16 protein-coding genes are annotated in these 19,165 nt (G+C 52.4%); 7 read left to right on the forward strand and 9 right to left on the reverse strand.

Annotated features, from left to right (window positions below; translation table 11 throughout):
* Window positions 1–1,830, reverse strand: a 1,830-nt coding sequence (locus tag FH871_RS30070; RefSeq protein WP_138995052.1) for a M1 family metallopeptidase, incomplete at its 3' end; no start/stop codon positions are given.
* 197 nt (window positions 1,831–2,027) lie between these two features.
* Window positions 2,028–2,627, reverse strand: a complete 600-nt coding sequence (locus FH871_RS30075; RefSeq protein ID WP_138995053.1) for a HupE/UreJ family protein — start codon at window positions 2,625–2,627, stop codon at window positions 2,028–2,030.
* A gap of 165 nt (window positions 2,628–2,792) precedes the next feature.
* Here FH871_RS30075 and FH871_RS30080 point away from each other — a divergent pair, with 165 nt between their 5' ends.
* The 3 genes from FH871_RS30080 (at window position 2,793) to FH871_RS30090 (ending at window position 5,115) form a co-directional block, all read left to right on the forward strand.
* On the forward strand, window positions 2,793–3,764 hold the full coding sequence (locus tag FH871_RS30080; RefSeq protein WP_138995054.1) for a zinc-dependent alcohol dehydrogenase family protein: 972 nt from the start codon (window positions 2,793–2,795) through the stop codon (window positions 3,762–3,764).
* A 156-nt stretch (window positions 3,765–3,920) separates the two neighbouring features.
* Complete coding sequence (locus tag FH871_RS30085; RefSeq protein ID WP_138995055.1) at window positions 3,921–4,622, forward strand: MotA/TolQ/ExbB proton channel family protein; 702 nt, start codon at window positions 3,921–3,923, stop codon at window positions 4,620–4,622.
* Window positions 4,623–4,722: 100 nt separating this feature from the next.
* Window positions 4,723–5,115: a biopolymer transporter ExbD gene (locus tag FH871_RS30090; RefSeq protein ID WP_114404336.1), complete on the forward strand. Its 393-nt coding sequence runs from the start codon at window positions 4,723–4,725 to the stop codon at window positions 5,113–5,115.
* Here the strand turns inward: FH871_RS30090 and FH871_RS30095 are convergent.
* The 3 genes from FH871_RS30095 to FH871_RS30105 form a co-directional block, all read right to left on the reverse strand.
* Window positions 5,087–6,094, reverse strand: coding sequence for an FAD:protein FMN transferase (locus FH871_RS30095; protein ID WP_306439256.1), 1,008 nt, complete (start codon window positions 6,092–6,094; stop codon window positions 5,087–5,089). The two genes, FH871_RS30090 and FH871_RS30095, sit on opposite strands and share 29 nt — an antisense overlap.
* On the reverse strand, window positions 6,091–7,179 hold the full coding sequence (gene aroC, locus FH871_RS30100; protein WP_138995056.1) for a chorismate synthase: 1,089 nt from the start codon (window positions 7,177–7,179) through the stop codon (window positions 6,091–6,093). Before aroC ends, FH871_RS30095 begins: the two co-directional genes overlap by 4 nt.
* A 96-nt stretch (window positions 7,180–7,275) precedes the next feature.
* Complete coding sequence (locus FH871_RS30105) at window positions 7,276–8,628, reverse strand: BatD family protein (RefSeq protein ID WP_171063002.1); 1,353 nt, start codon at window positions 8,626–8,628, stop codon at window positions 7,276–7,278.
* Window positions 8,629–8,824: 196 nt separating this feature from the next.
* On the opposite strand from FH871_RS30105, the gene FH871_RS33860 reads away from it, so the two are divergent.
* Entirely contained in the window at window positions 8,825–9,028 is a 204-nt protein-coding gene (locus FH871_RS33860; RefSeq protein WP_114404339.1) for a hypothetical protein, read from the forward strand.
* A gap of 52 nt (window positions 9,029–9,080) precedes the next feature.
* Here FH871_RS33860 and FH871_RS30115 read toward each other — a convergent pair whose 3' ends face one another.
* The 4 genes from FH871_RS30115 to FH871_RS30130 all read right to left on the reverse strand — a co-directional run bounded on the left by FH871_RS30115 (window position 9,081) and on the right by FH871_RS30130 (window position 14,144).
* Window positions 9,081–10,415, reverse strand: a complete 1,335-nt coding sequence (locus tag FH871_RS30115) for a dihydroorotase (protein WP_138995058.1) — start codon at window positions 10,413–10,415, stop codon at window positions 9,081–9,083.
* Window positions 10,412–11,398 carry a porphobilinogen synthase gene (hemB, locus tag FH871_RS30120; RefSeq protein ID WP_138995059.1) on the reverse strand — a complete coding sequence of 329 codons (987 nt, stop codon included), beginning with the start codon at window positions 11,396–11,398 and terminating at the stop codon, window positions 10,412–10,414. The genes FH871_RS30115 and hemB overlap by 4 nt, the downstream gene beginning before the upstream one ends.
* Before the next feature lie 42 nt (window positions 11,399–11,440).
* Window positions 11,441–12,121 (reverse strand): response regulator transcription factor, encoded by a 681-nt coding sequence (locus tag FH871_RS30125; protein WP_138995060.1) that lies wholly within the window; start codon window positions 12,119–12,121, stop codon window positions 11,441–11,443.
* A gap of 106 nt (window positions 12,122–12,227) precedes the next feature.
* On the reverse strand, window positions 12,228–14,144 hold the full coding sequence (locus tag FH871_RS30130) for a sensor histidine kinase KdpD (RefSeq protein WP_138995061.1): 1,917 nt from the start codon (window positions 14,142–14,144) through the stop codon (window positions 12,228–12,230).
* A gap of 189 nt (window positions 14,145–14,333) precedes the next feature.
* Between FH871_RS30130 and FH871_RS30135 the strand changes: the two genes are divergently transcribed.
* From FH871_RS30135 to FH871_RS30145, 3 genes are all read left to right on the forward strand, one after another.
* The gene (locus tag FH871_RS30135; RefSeq protein ID WP_138995062.1) at window positions 14,334–15,188 is read left to right on the forward strand and encodes a T9SS type A sorting domain-containing protein; all 855 of its coding nucleotides are present in this window, start codon (window positions 14,334–14,336) and stop codon (window positions 15,186–15,188) included.
* Between the two features lie 323 nt (window positions 15,189–15,511).
* Window positions 15,512–15,745, forward strand: a complete 234-nt coding sequence (locus tag FH871_RS30140; protein WP_138995063.1) for a hypothetical protein — start codon at window positions 15,512–15,514, stop codon at window positions 15,743–15,745.
* 394 nt (window positions 15,746–16,139) lie between these two features.
* The gene (locus FH871_RS30145; protein ID WP_306439257.1) at window positions 16,140–19,124 is read left to right on the forward strand and encodes a glycoside hydrolase family 3 N-terminal domain-containing protein; all 2,985 of its coding nucleotides are present in this window, start codon (window positions 16,140–16,142) and stop codon (window positions 19,122–19,124) included.
* Window positions 19,125–19,165 lie beyond the last annotated feature (41 nt).

A 19,165-nucleotide genomic window follows, 5' to 3' on the forward strand; every position in this document is an offset into this window, starting at 1 on the left:
GGCGCGGGCCAGGGCTTTTTCAATTTCGGGATTCTGGGTGTTGAGCGTAAACCAGTCGACTTCGACCAGATCCTGATCGACAGGTTCGACGCCGTAGAACCAGCCTTTCCAGAACCAGTCCAGATCGACGCCGGAAGCATCTTCCATGGTGCGGAAGAAATCGGCCGGGGTGGGGTTTTTGAAGGCCCAGCGATTGGCATATTCCTTGAAAGCGTAGTCGAACAGTTCGCGGCCCATGACGGTTTCGCGCAGAATGTTCAGGGCCGTGGCCGGTTTGGCGTAGGCGTTGGGTCCCAGACTGATCACGTTTTCCGATGAGGTCATGATGGGCGACAGCACCGATTTGTCGGATTTCATGTAATCGACAATCTGCTGGGGTTCTCCGCGCCGGGTCGGGAATTTGTAGTCCCATTCTTTTTCGGCCAAGTACTGACAAAAGGTGTTTAACCCTTCGTCCATCCACGCCCACTGCCGCTCGTCGGAGTTGACGATCATCGGGAAAAAGTTGTGACCCACTTCGTGAATAATCACCCCAATCATCCCGGCTTTCACCGCTTCGGAATACGTTCCGTCGGGTTCAGGCCGACCGCCGTTGAAGCTGATCATCGGGTATTCCATGCCACCTCCGGCAGTTCCGTGGCACGAAATGGCGACCGGATACGGGTATTTGAAGGTGCGATTGCCGTAGGATTTCAGGGTATGTTCCACCGTTCGGGTCGAATACTGGCCCCAGAGTGGATTGCCTTCCTTGGGGTAAAACGACATGCTCCAGATCTTTTTCCCATCACCGTAGACGTCGGTTTGCATGGCGTCCCAGATGAATTTGCGCGACGAGGCAAAGGCAAAATCCCGGACGTTGTCGGCTTTGTAAATCCAGGTTTTCTTGCCGGTCGGTTTCGCCTTTTCAGCGGCTACGGCTTCGTCCTGCGTCACGATCACAACGGGCGTTTTGGAGTTAGCGGCTTTCTGCAGCCGCTGGCTTTGCGTAGGCGTCAACACCTGTTTGTAGTTCTGGCACTCGCCCGAAGCCGCCACAACGTGGTCGTTGGGAACCGTGATGGCCACCTTATAATTGCCAAAAATCAGCGTAAACTCACCCTGCCCCAGAAACTGCTTGTGCTGCCAGCCATTCACGTCGTCGTAAGCCGCCAGCCGCGGAAACCAGTGGGCGATGAAGTAATTATAATTGCCGTCTTTCGGAAAATATTCGTACCCGCTTCGTCCGTAGTATTCGGTGATGAGGTAATTCCAGTCGACGGCGAACACGAAATTCTGACCTGGTTTCAGCGGGGCTGGCAGGTCGATCCGCATCATTGTCTGGTTGATGGTGTATTTCAGAGGCTTACCGGTTTTGTCTTTCACAGCGGTGATCTTGTAGCCAAAATCCCGGTTGGCGGTTGGCCCGCGTCCCCGGCCCGCCGTTGCAGTCAGCGCACCCAGTGAAGCCGCCGACATGCCCGTTTCATTCACACTACCCGTTCGGGAAATGCCGCCAATTGAGCCTTTTTCGAAGAGATTCTGCTCCAGTTGCAGCCAGATGTATTTCAGTTCATCGGGCGAATGGTTGAAATACGTCACCACTTCCGATCCGATGATCTTCTGATTGGCATCATCGAGTTCAACTTTAATATCGTAGTCGGCCCGGTTCTGGAAGAAATCACGGCCCGGTGAGCCTGAAGCCGTGCGGAAGGTATTGGGCGTGGGTAACATCGAGCCCATTTGTTCAAAACGATCGTTGGCCTTGTAGGTTGGCGAAGGTGGTGCCTGGGCCCCCGCACCAAATACTATTGCAGTCAATCCTGCAACCAACAGGGAGAATCTCAACTTCATAGTTAGGTATCAGAATATAATTTGTAGATGAATATGGCTATGAAGTTACTAAAAACCGCCAAACAATATCTATCGAACGGTTGCCGGAAACCGCAATGCTACTAAAGTTTCTATTTATCCCTGTTATTTTCCTAGTTCCTGTTCGTGTACAAAGGCCTGGCAACCAGCACCTGGCTGCGTTGACGGTCGCAATGCCGTCAGGCGAAATAGGGGTTGGTGATGATCAGGGAGAGTGCCATCCCGGCGACGGTACCGGAGATAATCAGATTCCAGTCGTGTCGGCGGACTTTGAGGATTTCGATCAGGATAAAGGCCATGGTCAACACGCCAAATACAATAAAAATCTGGCCAAATTCCAGCCCGATATTAAACGCAAACAACGGTTTTATGATGCTGGATTGCTGCCCCAGCAAACTCCTGAGGTAATTGGAAAAACCCATGCCGTGAATCAATCCAAACAGGAGCGCCAGCACATACCGCCCCCGGGGTTGTTTGGGCTGTTCGTTAAACCGGCTTTTGGGGACTTTGAAGAAAAAATTACTGATGGCCGTAATCAGGATCGTCACCGGGATCAGCAGTTCGATCAACTCCGTGCTGTAGTTGATGAGTTGCAAGGTAGCCAGCGCCAGCGTAAGGGAATGGCCAATGGTAAAAGCCGTCACGAGAATCAGGGTTTGTTTCCACTGGTTCAGGCTGTAAATAGCACACAAAGCCACGACAAACAAAATGTGGTCGTAACCACCCGGATCGGTAATGTGCGCAAAGCCCAATTGGAGATAAGCCCAGAATTCACTCATAAGATCGGTTTCTGTTGGTTAGTTGCCGGTGGGGACCGGGTGGTATTGTGCCGCAAAAATAGAAAGTTTGTTCATTCTGACCTATTATCCAGTCAGTAACTACCGAATGCATTGTACTTTTGTCGAATAAGTGATATTTCGCACGCCATTGCTTTTGTCGTATCCATGCAGACGGTCAACTTCGCAACCATCGGAAAACCTGCCGACACGCTTCAGGTCATCGATACCTTCCTGCCCGAACCCGGCCCCGGTGAAGTCCGGATCAAGGTCATCGCCAGCCCGATCAATCCCTCGGATCTGATGTTCGTGCAGAATCTGTACGGTATTCAGCCCGAATTGCCCTCAGGCGCGGGTTTCGAAGGCGTTGGCATTGTCGATGCGCTGGGGGAAGGCGTTACGATGCGCACCGGGATTCGGGTGAGTTTCACGGCCATCGGAGCCTGGTCGGCGTATGTGCTGGCCAATCAGCGCAGTTTGATTCCGGTGCCGGACGCTCTCTCGGATGAGGTGGCCGCCCAGTTGTTCGTCAATCCGTTTTCGGCCTACGCCATGCTCGAAGAATCGGGTCTACAGCCGGGACAGTGGGTGTTGCTGACAGCCGCCGGTTCGTCGTTTAGCAAGCTCGTGATTCAGTTGTGTAAACTCAAAGGCATTCAAACCATCGGTACGGTTCGGCACAATGAACTTGACGACGAGCTGAAAGCCCTGGGCATCACGGCCATCGTCAATACGGAAAAAGAGAAACTGACCAGCCGGGTGAAAGCCCTCACGGAAGGCAAGGGCGTGACCTGCGTGCTGGAAGCCGTGGGCGGCAACACGGCCTCCGACGCGCTGAAATGCCTGGCGAAAGGCGGCACGATGATCCTCTACGGGGTGTTGAGCATGCAAAATCCGTCTTTCAATGTGGGCTTGATGATTTTCCGGGAACTGACCATCAAAGGCTTCTGGCTCACCGACTGGATGCGCCGGGTCGATAGCCAGACCCGGCAGACCGTGGCCCGCAACGTGATTACGCTGCTCGTTGGTGGCCAGATTCAGGTGCCGGTTGAAGCGACGTATCCGCTTTCGGAAATTAAAAAAGCCGTTGAACACAGCGAACAGGCTGGCCGACACGGCAAGATTTTGATTAAGGTCTAGTCAGTAACTTTTCTGACTATTCTGCTTATTGTTTCGTTATATTTGAACAACCGTCGTTAACAATAAATCCGGCGGGGAGGACGTTGAGAACGAAGACGTTTGCCCGGCTCCGGTTCCATTGCAACCAGTAAAACCGATTTATCTGATTCATAGCACATGATTCTATTACAAGTTCCAACGGCTGGTGCTCCGGCCGTCGATTCCACGGCAGTAGCCCCGGCCCAAAGCATGCAGTTGTTCGATCTGGTCGCCAAAGGTGGTTGGGTCATGATTCCGATCTCTCTCCTGTTTTTTTTCGCCCTGTACATGATTATCGAACGCTGGCTGTTCATTCGGAACAATACGAAGGTCGACGATAATTTTATCGACAACGTGAAAGACATGGTTTTGCAGGGCAACATCAAATCGGCCGAATCATTCTGCAAAAACCAGCGGAATTCCATCGGGCGGATTTTTGAAAAAGCCGTTGGCCGCATCGGTTCGCCGATTCGGGAAATTGAAGGAACACTGGAAACCGTCGGGCAAATCGAGTTGTCGCGGCTGGAAAAGAATCTGGGCTACCTGGGAATTATTGCCGGTATTGCGCCAATGCTGGGTTTCATCGGGACCATTTCGGGGATCATCCGGATTTTCTACGATATTTCGCTGTCTGACAACATCAGTGTCGGCATCATTGCCGGTGGTCTGTACGAAAAAATGATCACCTCCGGTGCCGGTCTGATCGTGGGGGTCATTGCCTACACGGGCTATCACCTGCTGAACATGTTCATTGAAAAATTCACGCTGAAGCTGGAAATCAACTCGTTCGAATTCATGGAGGTGTTGCAAAAACCGACTGAAGCGGCCCGCGTACGATAAATTTTATTTAGACCAGAGACGATAGACAAGAGCGTAAAGACTGCGCATACCGCTATTTATTTGTCTTTCTTCTCTTGTCTTTTCTCTAGAATCTTCTTCCATGAAATTCCGAAGAAAACATAAGTTTGCCGCCGAGGTGGCCACCTCATCCCTGAACGACATCATGTTTTTCCTGCTGTTGTTCTTTTTAATCATCTCGACGGTAGCGAATCCCAACGTCATCAAGCTATTGCTTCCCAAAGCGGCCTCTTCGCAGCAATTGAGCAAGAAACAGGTGACATTGTCGGTCGATGGTCAGAAGCAGTATTTCATCGATAAAACGCCCATTGCTCCCGAAAACCTGGAAATGGAACTGAAATCGGTGTTGAAGGATGTTGCTGAACCAACGATTGTGGTACGGGTCGATAAAACCCTGGCCGTTCAGGATCTGGTCGATGTGCTGCAAACCGGGGCCAAACTGAACATCAAAATGGTGATGGCGACGTCGAAGTAACCGAACGCCATTTCTTCCATTTCCCATTTCGTTCTTCCGTAATCCAGACACTTACGCCCGGGAACCGCTTTATCAGCCGCTTGCTTTTCTGAATTCCCGCGACACTGAAAACTTTGGTGAGCGCATCGGCCTGCGTGCCGTCGGGGGCCAAAACCGTCGTTTGGGCGTGGTGCAGCAATCCCAGACCCGTCCGCGGATTCATCAGGTGTGAATACCGTTTGCCGTTGTGTTCGAGATACCGGTGCGTGGCACCTGAAGTAGTAATTGCCACATTTTGCAGGAGCAAGGTCGTCGTATCGGCATCAGAGCCAATCAGAATCCGCCAGCCCCGTTCACCCGGTGGTGGGTCACTCACCAGAATGTCGCCCCCGATATCCAGCAAAGCAGATTTGATGCCCAACCGATGAAGAACCTTCAGTCCTTCGTCATTGGCGTAGCCTTGTCCAATACCACCCACATCCAGCCGCACACCCGGTTTTTTCAACCGTACCAAACCCGGTTTTTTCAATTCGATCAACTGGTAATCGACCCGTTGGTGGGCCTTTCGGAGTTCGGGTTTTGTGGGAAAGATTTTGCGCCGAACGGCCCGGCGCCAGAGTTGCGACAGTGGGCCGATGGTGGGGTCGAACAAACCGTCGGAAGCTTTGGCAATGGCAACCGCCCGGCTGAGGATGTCGAACAAATCCGGGGAAACCGCCACCCATTGACCCGAACCCGCCGTGGCCGACAACCGGTTGATTTCGCTGCCGTCCAGGTAATCACTCATGACGACATTGAGCGAATCCATCCGGGCATCGACCGCCCGGCGAACGTATTGCGCAACGCTGTCGTTGGGCGCGTAAAAAATCTGCCGGAATTCGGTACCAAACAGTCCCCGGTCGAACGTGTACCGCTGGAGCGGCTGGGCGATGATTGCCCAACTTGCCAGTGAAAAAAGGACAAAAAGTACCGTTCGGCGACTCCAATCAGAAAAAATCACACTTTCGCGCCTTTGTTCCGCAAATAAAAATCGGCCAGCACCAGCGCGGCCATGGCTTCTACAATTGGAACGGCGCGCGGAACCACACACGGGTCGTGCCGTCCTTTGCCCGAAACCACCACCGGATCGCCGTTGACATCCACGCTGTCCTGGTCCTGCATGATGGTAGCTACGGGTTTGAATGCGACCCGAAAATAAATATCCTCGCCGTTGGAAATTCCACCCTGAATCCCGCCGGAATGGTTCGTTTTTGTCCGAACGCGCCCGGTTTCGTCGCCGGGTTCGATGTAAAATTCATCGTTGTGTTCCGAGCCATGCAATTCGACGCCGGCAAAACCGCTGCCGTATTCGAAGCCTTTTACGGCATTGATGCTCAACATCGCTTTGCCCAGTTCGGCGTGTAGTTTATCGAAAACCGGCTCTCCCCAACCCACCGGAGCGCCGGTGATGACGCACGACACGATGCCCCCAATGGAATCGCCCTGCTTGCGGGTTTCGTCGATGTAATCGAACATTTGCTGCGCCAGTTCCGGGTCCGGACACCGAACGGCGTTCTCCTCGGCCTTTGCCAGTTCGAGTTGCTGATATGGTGTCTCGAGCTTCAGTTTCCCAACCTGTGACACATACGCCTGAATGCTGACGCCCTGCTGTTTCAACAACAATTTGGCCAGGGCTCCGGCAGCCACGCGCGCGGCTGTTTCGCGGGCGGAACTACGGCCACCACCCCGGTAGTCGCGCACACCGTACTTTTCCTGGTAGGTATAATCGGCGTGCGAAGGACGGAACTGCTGGGAGATGTGCGAATAATCCTTGCTACGCTGGTCTTCGTTCCAGATCACCAGGCTGATGGGTGTGCCTTCGGTTTTGCCTTCAAAGATGCCGGAAAGCACCTGAAATTCGTCTTTTTCGCGCCGTTGCGTCGTGATGCGCGACTGGCCCGGTTTCCGGCGATCCAGTTCCGACTGGATGAAAGCCGTGTCTACGTCCAACCCGGCCGGGCAACCGTCGATGATGACCCCGATCGCTGCGCCGTGCGATTCACCAAATGTGGCTATTTTAAAAAGCGTTCCGTATGTACTGCTCATTTCTTTCTAGATGTGAGAGGATAGACAAGAGACGTGAGATTAAAAAACCGTTGCTGACCTTTCTTTATTCTCTTGTCTCACTTCTCTTGTCTACGCCTATTTTCTCCAAAATAAATACATCATTCCCACAATCATGCCGACCAGCAGGATATTTACCAGCAATCGAAGCATTTCCTGGAGATTAACCGGCTGCTGCGAACTATCCGTCTGCTCAATTCCGGTATAAATCGAACCCGGTAAACTCACCCGGACGGTATCGCCTTCGGGCAAAGCCGTTCCGCCAACCCGTAACGTAATAGCCGATTGCAGGGTGTCATACCGCTGCTGTTTCAGGTCAAAGTAAATCCACTGAAAAAACGACGCCAGTGGAAAATTGCCGTTCTGGCGGGGAATGAGGGCGTAGGAAAAGGTTTTGTAGCCCGAAACGATACCGTTATTTCGGTTGATGATGGTTTTTTCGCCGGGCGGAAAAATATCGAACGCCGTAGAGTCAGGCACCACCGGGGCGGGCAACGATGCAATGTTTCCTTCGCCTGTAATCCGAAAATTATACTGCACACTTTGCCCAACGGCGGGGTTCTTCCGCAGGCTCGTTTCAATCAGCCGGTATTGTCCGACAGCCACCTGATCGCGGAGCGGGTGGGGCGGCAGGGGCGTAACGCTCACCGACAAAGGGCGAGTCGTGTAGGCGACAACCTCTTTCCTGCGCTCCCCCCCTGGTTTAGTCGCCGGGCGGTATTGCAATAAATTCAACCGAACCGACGGAATCTGGATGGATTGCTTATTGAGCGGAAAAAAGGTAGCCTGATAGATGCGGTATTCGGCATAACGTTTACCGTTGAAGAAAACCGTGTGCCGCGACAGGTCGGTAATTCCTTCATTTTCTTCCCAGCAATTGGCCGGGCGCACTATTTTCAGAAGTTGTTGTAACTGCTGATCAAGTTCATAAAACGTTAATTCGAATGGGTAGGATTCGGCCACAAAAAAAGACAATTTTAGCGAAAATCCCTCGCCGGTGTAAACCGAGCTTTTTGAGGTACTTAATGACAGAAAAACGTCATTTTTGGCGATGGTCTCCGGAGGTGCAGCCACCGCCCTGACGCTATCGCCGGGAGTGGGTTGCGGTTTAACGGTAATAATGACCTCTTCGGATTGGATCGTTGTTTCGCCCACGATCAGTTCAAACGGAGGCAAGCGGAACTGGCCGGGACGTATAGCGGCATATGATTGGGTAATCACTTGTGAAACAACGGTTTTCCCATTCATTTCGGCGGGCGAAACACTGGTAACCGTTCCTTTTTTAATGAAGCCTTTGATGGAGGGAAAGTTAACGACAGGCCGGGAATCGCTGTTTTTGATGACAACGGAGATGGTAAAGGGCCGTTCGATCGAAATGTCTGTTTCACCCAAATCAATGGAAATCGACGGCTCCTGGGCTAACGCTTTCATGCTCAGTAGGCCGTAAAAAAATAATGCAACTAAAAATTGGAATTTTAAAAATTTCATCTCTAAATTTGAGCAACAAAAATACGTAGAATGCGTTACAATTTTAGAGATGCCGACGGATCATTTCCGATTCAGTTGAACATCTTTTGAATGTGGAGTAGCTCCTCAAAACTCTAACCAAAAAACCGTAGTATGTGGTATGGCAACAATGCTGGAGTACATTAAAACTATCCTTCAAAAAGTTAGCTTTGACAAGAAATTGTTTGAGAAGGAATTAAAAAAAGCGATCGGTCTCCTCATTCCAGAGGAGGTAAAACAGTTAAAATCGTGGTGTTACGAGAAGTTTAGTAATCTATACTTGTCTATTCTCAACCGATGTTTTTACCGACGAAGGTTAGCGTAAACAGGCGAAATACATAGTAAAAAAAGGCCGGCTGGAAAGTCGGCCTTTTTTATTACCGGACAAAATGCAACCGTTTCCCCGTCACCGTATCATTAAACGAACCACCGGCGTAAGCCAGATGCCCCGAAACTACGGTATGAGTAACGGCCGTCCCGAACGTCGTTCCATCCAGGGGCGACCAGCCGCACTGGTACTGAATGTTTTCTTTAGACACTGCGGTTTTCTGTTTCGGATCCACCAGCACCAGATCGGCCCAGTAACCTTCCCGAACATAGCCACGCCGGTCGATCTGAAAACAATCGGCGGGCGCATGGCACATCTTTTCCACCACTTTTTCAATCGACAGTTTTCCCTGCTGAACGGCTTCCAGCATGAGCAGCAACGGGTGCTGCACCAGCGGTAAACCGGAGGGTGCCTGCCAGTAGGGTTGCTGCTTTTCGTCCCAGGTGTGGGGCGCGTGATCGGTGGCAATAATGTCCAGCCGGTTATCGAGCAACGCCTGCCAGAGTTGCGGTTTGTGATGGGGTGCTTTGATAGCCGGATTGCACTTGATGAGGTTGCCCAGTCGCGCGTAATCGTCGGCGTCAAACCACAGGTGGTGAACGCAGACTTCGGCCGTAATCCGCTTTTCTTTCAACGGAACCGTGTTGTCAAACAGGGCCAGTTCGTCGGCCGTCGAAATGTGCAGGATGTGCAGCCGGGTGTTGTGTTTTTTGGCCAGTTCCACCGCCAGCGACGACGATTTCAGGCAGGCTTCCTCGTTTCGCACCAGCGGATGGATTTCAGCCGTGGCGGCATCGCCATACTGCTCTTTATACCGGGCGGTGTTGGCCCGGATGGTGGCTTCGTCTTCGCAGTGTGTCGCAATCAGCATCGGGCTTTGCCGGAACACTTCCTCCAGCACCGTCACGTTGTCGACCAGCATGTTGCCCGTCGAGGAACCCATGAAAATCTTGATCCCGCAGACGGTTGTCGGGTCGGTTTTCAGAACTTCCGCCAGATTGTCGTTCGATCCGCCCATAAAAAACGAATAGTTGGCGAGCGACGTCCGCGCAGCAATCTCGTATTTCTGGGCCAGCAACTCCTGCGTCAGCACATTCGGAACCGTATTGGGCATTTCCATGAAACTGGTTACGCCCCCGGCCACCGCGGCCCGCGCTTCGGAATGAATGGTCGCTTTGTGGGTCAAACCGGGTTCGCGGAAATGCACCTGATCGTCGATGACACCGGGCAACAGGTAATTACCGTCCGCGTCGATGACGGTATCCGCCTGCTGGCTCAGCCCCGAACCAATTTGCTCGATAAAACCGTCTTTGCAATAGACATCGGTTTCGCGAATGGTGCCTTCATTCACCAGCCGGGCATTTCGTATTAAAATCGTGCTCATGCCTTTTTCCGGAGTTGGGCGACTTCCTTCGCGAAATACGTGAGAATAATTTTGGCTCCCGCCCGCTTCATGGCCGTCAGAATTTCGAGCATGGCGCGTTCGCCGTCGAGCCAGCCGTTGGCGGCTGCGGCTTTCACCATCGCATATTCCCCACTGACGTTGTAGGCAGCAATCGGCAGGTCGAAGTTATCGCTTAATAATTTGATGATATCGAGATACACCATCGCCGGTTTTACCATCAGGAAATCAGCCCCTTCGGCATAATCCAGCTCGGCTTCGATGAGGGCTTCGCGGCTGTTGGCGGGGTTCATCTGGTACGTTTTCTTGTCGCCAAACCGCGGGGCCGAGTCGAGGGCATCGCGGAAAGGGCCGTAGAAAGCACCGGCGTATTTGGCGGTATAGGCCATTATCGACACGTTGGTGAAGCCTTCCTTGTCAAGCGCTTCGCGGATGTAACCGATGCGTCCGTCCATCATGTCCGACGGCCCGATGATGTCCGCACCGGCGCGGGCCTGCGCCACTGCCATTTTAGCCAGCACCACCAGCGTTTCGTCGTTCACCACTTCAAAACCGTTCGCGCTTTCCTCCACAATCCCGTCGTGGCCGTCGGAACTATACGGATCCATCGCCACATCGGTCATCAGGGCAATCTCGGGAAAGCGGCTTTTGATGGCCTTCACGGCTTGCAAATACAAACCTGCGGGATTATGGCTTTCCGTCGCGTATTTATCTTTTTTGCTTTCGGGCAAATTGGGAAACAGGGCAAAGGTTCGCAAACCCAGATCGACGCATTCCTGCATTTCTTCGAGCAGCAGGTCGAGCGAAAACCGGGCGACACCCGGCATCGACGTAATCTCGGAGCGAACACCCTGGCCTTCCATCACGAACATGGGATAAATCAGGTCGGACAGCGAAAGGAAGTTTTCCTGGACCAGTTCCCGGATCACGGGCGATTTTCTATTTCTGCGGGGTCTTCGTAGCATAACGCAATTGGTTTCTGACTACAAAGATAACATACGGCAACGTTACGCCATGAGTTTAAATCCTTCGCCGTGCAGGTTAACAATCTGCACCGACTCGTCCTCTTTCAGGTATTTGCGGAGCTTGGTGATGTAAACGTCCATGCTGCGGGCGTTGAAATACGAATCGTCACCCCAGATGAGCTTGAGCGCGAAACTCCGGCTGAGCGGTTGGTTTTTGTTCTGGGCGAACAATTTGAGCAGGGCGGACTCTTTACTGGTCAGTTTGACGTCGGTTCCGTTGCGGGTCAGGAGCTGGTGGGCAAAATCGAACGAAAAAGAGCCAATCTGATAGGTGGCCGGTTGCTGCATTTCGTCGGTTTTGTGATACCGCCGGAGAATGGCTTGAATCCGCAGCAGCAACTCTTCCATGCTGAACGGTTTGGTCATGTAATCATCAGCCCCGATCCTGAATCCCTGGATGGTGTCTTCCTTCATCGACTTGGCCGTCAGGAAAATAATCGGCACATCCCGGCCCGACATCCGGACTTCTTTCGCCAGTGAAAAACCGTCTTTTTTCGGAAGCATGACATCGAACAGACACAGATCGTAGGCGTTGTCTACAAACCGCTGCCAGCCCTGATTGCCGTCGATAGCCAGGTCGGTATCGTATCCTTTCGAGCTCAGGTATTCCTGCAGCAACATTCCCAGATTCGGGTCATCTTCAACCAGTAAGAGCTTAGGCATCTTGTATTTTCCTCTGCTAACCTCTGATTTTCTCTGATCAACTCTGTGTAACCATTAAAACTCTTACACAGAGTTGATCAGAGAAAATCAGAGGTTAGCAGAGCGTTTAGGTGTGTTGGTATGGCAAAACTAACTCAAAAGAACTTCCTTTTCCCAACTGGCTGTCGACCCGAATGGAACCGTGGTGTTCTTCAACCATTTTCTTGACGTAACTCAGCCCCAGGCCGAAGCCTTTGACATCGTGCAGGTTCCCCGTCGGAACGCGGTAAAACTTCTCAAAAATCCGGCTGACCTGATCTTTCGTCATGCCAATGCCGTGATCGGCAACGGTGATGCTCACGCCATTTTCCACATTCCGCGTCCGAATGGTAATATCCGGTTTTTCGGGCGAATATTTAATGGCATTGTCGAGCAGGTTATACAGAATATTGCTCAGGTGGAGTTCATCGGCTTCCACAATCTCTTCGGCGGCTTCAAAATCCAGGTGAACTTCCCCTTCTTTCTGCTCGATCTGTAACCCGATCGTGTTCAGAACATTGCCGATTGTATCGTGAATATTGACCGACGAGAGTTTCAGTTTCACCGCTCCTTTTCCGGCCGTAGCCCGGTCGAGGAGCGCCATTTGCAGCACTTTCTCCACGTGTGTGCCCAGGCGCCGGGTTTCGTCGCGGATGATGCCCATGTAGCGGGTCAGGCGCGTGGCTGGTTCTTCCGACGTCTCGATCCCGTGACTAAGTTGTTCCTGCGCCATTTCCACCGCCAGCGAGATGGTCGAAATCGGCGTTTTGAACTCGTGAGTCATGTTATTGATAAAATCATTCTTGATGTCGGCGAGTTTTTTCTGTCGCATGATGGTATTGATGGCGATGTAAAAACAAGCCATAATGACCAGCACCAATAACGCCGACCCCGCCAGAATTGCGCTCATTTTCCGCAGAATAAACTGCTGCTGATCCGGGAAATAGACGTAAACGTAGTTGCCTTTTTCCAGAAAGTTGTTCGGAAACAACACGGCTTTGTAAATCTTCTTTTTCCCCTGCATCTGGTTGTCCGAATGCGATGCAAACAGCAGTTGCGGTTTGGCCAGTCCCATGCCCACGTTGGTCCGCACACCATATTCAAACGGGATGGTGATGCCCCGCTCGGCAATGGACTCCTTTAACAGCGAATCCAGCAAGGTCCGGTTGATGCGGCTCTCGATGGGGCGATTGGCAAACAGCAAATCCCGCACCACGCCCTTGACCATCTCCGATTGCTGTTCCACTTTCTGCAAGCCCACTGTAGAACCGGAAGCCGCCACGATCGGAGCCGGTGGCACCGGAACCTTCCGTTTGGGTCGCAGTTTGCGAACAATCTGTTCTTTTTTCAGCGGTTTTTGCACTACCAACACGCTGTCTGGCTGGGCATACATCAACCGCAACTGGCGTTCAAATACCTGATCGACCAGCGTATTGAAATGCCGTTGCTGTTGCAGCTGCAAATCCCAGAGCTCGTCGGGCCCCAGGGCATCCTGCTGCCGAACCAGGTCTTCAAAATGCCGCTGCTGAACTTCCGATAACTTCTGAACATCCGATTGAAAGGCGTCTGATGGCGAAACCTGCGTTTGCTGCCAGACTTTTACCGGAACCGTGCCATTTGTGCTTTCCGGTGCAGACACCACCGGTTTAGTTTCGTTCGGCGGGTTGGCCGCATAGGATTCCGGGCGGTTTCTTTTCGAAAACCGGCTGGCGGCTTTGGCCAGTTGGTCGCGGTTGTTCAGGGATTGTGCCGCAACCGTGGGCCGCGAGATGGCGATGAGCTGCCGTTGCTGCTGCTGCTGGTTCATGCGCTGGCGGGCCAGATACAGAATTTCCTTCCGTTCCAGCGTCCGCACCACTTCCTGCAACCCGTCGGTCACTTTATAATCAAACTGTTCTTTCTGCAACGACAGCGCATTGTCGATCCAGTAGAGTTGCAGCGAAATCAGGCCCAGCAAACCTACGGTCATCAACACGGCAATCCAGCGTATGCGTTGTTTTGTCATTTTTTATTCCTCCTGTGCAACATTTTCGGTTTCCCTCGCATCTATTGATTGGTTAACCCACCTAAAATTACGAAACCCCCGGGCCACGGGCGAAACCGGCCCTGTTGTTTTAACAAACTTTAACAGCGAAACAATTCGATTTGACCTAGGTTTGCCCTGTGTTCTGACCGTAAAAACGAATAACGTACCATGCGAATTCCATCTGTTATCCGCTACCGCTCCATCTTGGCTGCTTTGCTGGTTTGCGCCTGTTCGGCCACGGTGCTGGCCCAATCCGACCCGAAAACGGATGCTGATAAAAACAGCGTCAACGTAAAAATTATCGAACGTACCAACGCCGGTGAAGTCCGCGAACTGGAACGTACCTACCGCCTGGACGGCCTGAAAGACGATGAGCGGGATGCGCTGGTCAACCGGCTGGTCGATTCGATCCGAACCAAACGGGGCAATAGCAAAGGACAGATCACCATTGTGATTGATGACAACAGCGATTCACAGCATCATCAAAACCGTAATTCCGACCGGATTACGAACCGGGCGCAACGCGAACGCGATCTTACGGCCCGACGGCCCAATCGCGTCACCAGCCCGAATTCGTCCCACGGACCGAGTGAATTCCGGTATTATAAGGATGGAAAACTACAAAACCGGTATCGCTTCGATTCCGACTCGCTGGTCGATCGGCTGAAGCGGTTTGAATTCCGGTGGCCGGAAAATTTCGCGGAACGCATGGAAGACTCGTTCCGCAGTTGGAGCTGGTCGCTCGACGATGATGTGAAAGCCCCCACCATTCGCAATTTGCAGGTGTTTCCCAACAATCCGGAAACCAACCAGTTGAACGTTCGTTTCACGGCCCCGTCGAAGGGTGACATCCGCATCCGGGTGACAACGGCCGATGGCAAAGAAGTAGCGAAGAAAGACGTGAAAGACTTCTCGGGAAGCTATTCCGGACAGATCGATGTCGACAAAAAAGCGAAAGGCGTTTTCTTTGTCAACGTCACCCAAAATGATGACGGGGCGGTGAAGCGGATTGTCATTCCCTGATTTCACCCCACGGATCAGGTGATTTGTCGGACGCTGGCAAAGTTTCGTCCTTTCTTTCAGGGGGTTGATCGGTTGTTTTGAACAGTTCACCTATTTTTACTGGAAAGATTGGAAAAAGACCGACTACCTTTGCGTTACCTTTTAGGAGGACACACGTCTCAAAGTAAATTAGTTGCAGGAGGTTTGGCAGGTCAATACCGTTCATCAAGAAATAGTACCGTTTACGAATTATTTTAGAAAAACAAGGTACTATGTATTGCAAGGTACAATAGAAAACCCATATCTTTGTAAAGAACTTAACAAGGGGCAAGCCCGTGAAGAGTATGAAAACTTTGGTAATTTTTTTCCTGTTGATTGGTGCCAGTCTGAATGCTTCAGCCATGGGTCATCCGCACAACCTGTTCTCTGCTCACCGCAAGGCGAAGCAGTACAAGCCGGTTGTCTGCAAAACGACAACGGTTACCGATACCGATAAGCGTACCTTCACAAATTGCGTCAAGGTGGCCGCCCCTTCGGTTCTACAAACGTGGGTTACGATACGCAAGAAATTTCTTTAGGCCAGCATAGAATACCTTCCTCAAGGGTAGCGGTGCCACGACTTCGGGTCGTGGCACCGCTTTTTTTTGTGGCACAGGAATTGCCGGTTAAACTGTCGTCGTTAACGGACAAAATCGCTCCTGCCGCCCGGGAATCGCACCATTTCCGGCAAAAATATTTTCCTAAAAACCGTCGTTTTATGAATAAATAGGCGGGGGATTACGCGTTTTTATTAGGCATCTTTTCGTTAATTACTTAACTTTATCGTTTGAATGGAATAAACTGTACAACCTGACGTAACTGTATTTCTTAACCAAAATGCGTACTAAAGTTGTCTCTCGGGTAGTGTTGGCTTTGTTGTTGGCCGGTTTTTTGACAGCTTTTGGATGGGACCGTTCCGGATCGACCCGGCCTGTGTGGCACGGATCAGGCTGGCGGTATGCCTTCTCATCCACGGATCTGCTGGCTTCTTTTTCAAAGAAAGCCCCGGTACGCGTAGCGAAAGCCGAGGTATGGCGTCATAAAATCCATGCGCATCCGGTGGAGGTGTGGGGTTCTGCCCCGCAGCAAACGCGGTGGGTCGACAGTGTGTTCCGGAACATGACCCAGGAGCAGAAAATCGGGCAGTTCTTCATGGTAGCGACGTTCTCAAACCGGGACGAAGCGCATTATCAATACATCGAAACATTGGTCCGTCACTATAACATTGGCGGGCTGATTTTCTTTCAGGGCGGTCCCCACCGCCAGGCGGTTTTGACCAACCGCTATCAGTCAGCCGCCAACATCCCGCTTCTCATCGGTATCGACGGTGAATGGGGCCTGGGCATGCGGCTCGACAGCACCATGGATTTCCCGAAGCAAATGACGCTGGGGGCAATTTATGATACGTCGGTAATCTACCGCATGGGCGCCGAAATTGGCCGCCAGTGCAAGCGCCTGGGCATTCACATCAACTTCGCTCCCGTTTCCGACATCAACAGCAACCCTTCCAATCCGGTTATTGGAAACCGCTCGTTCGGCGAATCGCGGGAAAATGTCGCCCTGAAAGCATCAGCGTATATGAAAGGGTTGCAACATACCCGCGTGATTGCTACCGCCAAACATTTCCCCGGCCACGGCGACGCCAGCAGCGACTCCCACCTCACGCTTCCGACCATTAACCGCTCCGTTACGCAATTAAATGACATTGATCTGTATCCGTTCCGCAAACTGATTGCGGATAGTCTGATGGGCGTTGTAACGGGCCACCTGCACGTTCCGGTGGTTGATAACACCCCCCGGCTGGCGGCTACCTTATCCGAAAAAATTGTTACCGACCTCTTGAAGAAGGAGTTGGGCTTTCGAGGACTGGTCTTTACCGACGCGCTAAACATGGGCGGTATCGGCAAACTGCCCGCCGAAGAAATCAACCTGCGGGCATTGATGGCGGGGAATGACGTGTTACTCTACCCCGAAAATGTCCCCGACGCCGTTCACCGCATTGCCGAAGCCGTCGAAAAAGGGCGGATTTCGCAGGATTTGATTGACGAAAAGGTTAAGAAAATTCTGCGAGCCAAATACTGGACGGGTTTGAACAAATACCAGCCCATCCAACTCGAAAACCTCAGCCGCGACCTGAATTCGTCGGAGGCCCAGTTGCTCAAACAGGAGCTGTGCGAACAAGCCGTTACGCTGGTTAAAAATACGAATAACGTCCTGCCGGTTCATTCACTCGATACGGTGCGGATGGCGTCGATCTCGATCGGTACCGACTATGGCAACGCGTTCCAGAAAATGCTGGGACGGTATGCCCCTTTCAAGCAGATTACCTACGGCGAAAAACCGTCGGGCGATCACAATGTCGAGGAAATGCTGACCCAGGTGGGCGATGCCAATCTGGTGGTAGTCAGTTTCCACCGGATGAGTCCGTCGGCCAAGTGGAACTACGGCGTCACCAACGCATCCCTGAATCTGATTAGCCGGTTGAAGCAAAAAGGCGTTCGGGTGGTGGTATGCGCTTTTGGGCCAGCCTATGCCCTTCGCCCGTTCATCGGTACGGAAGCCGATGCGGTTTTGTGTGCGTACGAAGACGGCGAAGAAATGCAGCGCGTAGTTCCCCAGATCATTTTTGGGGCAGTTCCGGCCAAAGGTGTGATGCCGGTCACCATCGGCGAATGGCGCATCGGCAACGGTTTGCTGACCGCACCCAGCCAACGGCTGGCCTACAGCCTGCCCGAAAGTGTCGGCATGCGTTCCGGGCAATTGCGGCACATTGAAACCGTCGTTCAGAAAGCCATCCGCGACCGGGCCTTCCCCGGCTGTCAGGTGCTTGTAGCGCGCAAAGGCAAGGTGGTTTTTGATAAAAGCTTCGGTACGCTGGCCTACAACAATGCCGAGCGCGTAACCGACGAAACCTTATACGATCTGGCTTCGCTCACGAAGGTACTGGCGACCCTCCAGGCGGTGATGCTGCTGAATGAGCGCGGAGCCATCGACCTGAACCAGAAAGTGGCGTATTATCTGCCCGAATTTCAGAACAACAGCAAACGCAACATGACCGTCAGCGACGTGTTGCTGCACCAAACCGGTTTGCCAGCGGGTTTGTCGCGGGCCATCGAACGGTCGAAGGCACCGGGCATGTCGAGTTTCCGCTCTACCCGCGACACGCTCTATTCGCTGCAGGTGGGTCCGAACCTGTTTGCGCCCCCCGCCCTGCGCGATTCGATCTGGCAATGGATTGTTCGAACCCCCCTGACCAACCGCGTCGATGAAAGCGGGCGTTACAATTATCTTTACAGTGATTTGAGTTTTGTGATCCTGCAAAAGCTGGTCGAGCGGGTTACCCAACAACCGCTGGATGGTTTTCTGGATTTAAACCTATACAAACCCCTGGGCATTTCAACGCTCTGTTTCAATCCGCTCCAGTGCCACCCGAATTGCCGGATTGCGCCCACCGAGCAGGATACGTATTTCCGCAACTCCCTGCTGCAAGGCACGGTTCACGACCAACTCGCGGCTTTGCAGGGCGGTTTGTCGGGCCATGCCGGGCTCTTTGGCGATGCCAACGATATTGCCAAAATCCTGCAAATGAACCTGCAAAGAGGCAATTACGGCGGAAAGCGGTTTTTGATGCCCGGCACCGTACCGCTTTTTGTCAAAACGCAAAGCGATCGCAGCCACCGCGTGCTGGGCTGGGACAAGCCCGAAGTCGATGGCAACAGTGTGTATCATGCCACGCAGGTGTCGCCCCGCTCTTTTGGCCATACGGGCTTTACCGGAAATGTGGTCTGGGTAGATCCGGACTACGACCTTGTCTTCATTTTTCTATCCAATCGCGTCAACCCCAGCGCAGGCAATACCCTGATCAATACCCAAAAAATTCGCCGACAAATTCACGAGATTATTTATCAGTCGATGTAATTTGCTGGGGGTTGTGACCAGATGGCAATCAGAGTCTTTGC

This window comes from Larkinella sp. C7 (genome assembly GCF_006149005.1).
Classification (GTDB): Bacteria; Bacteroidota; Bacteroidia; order Cytophagales; family Spirosomataceae; genus Larkinella.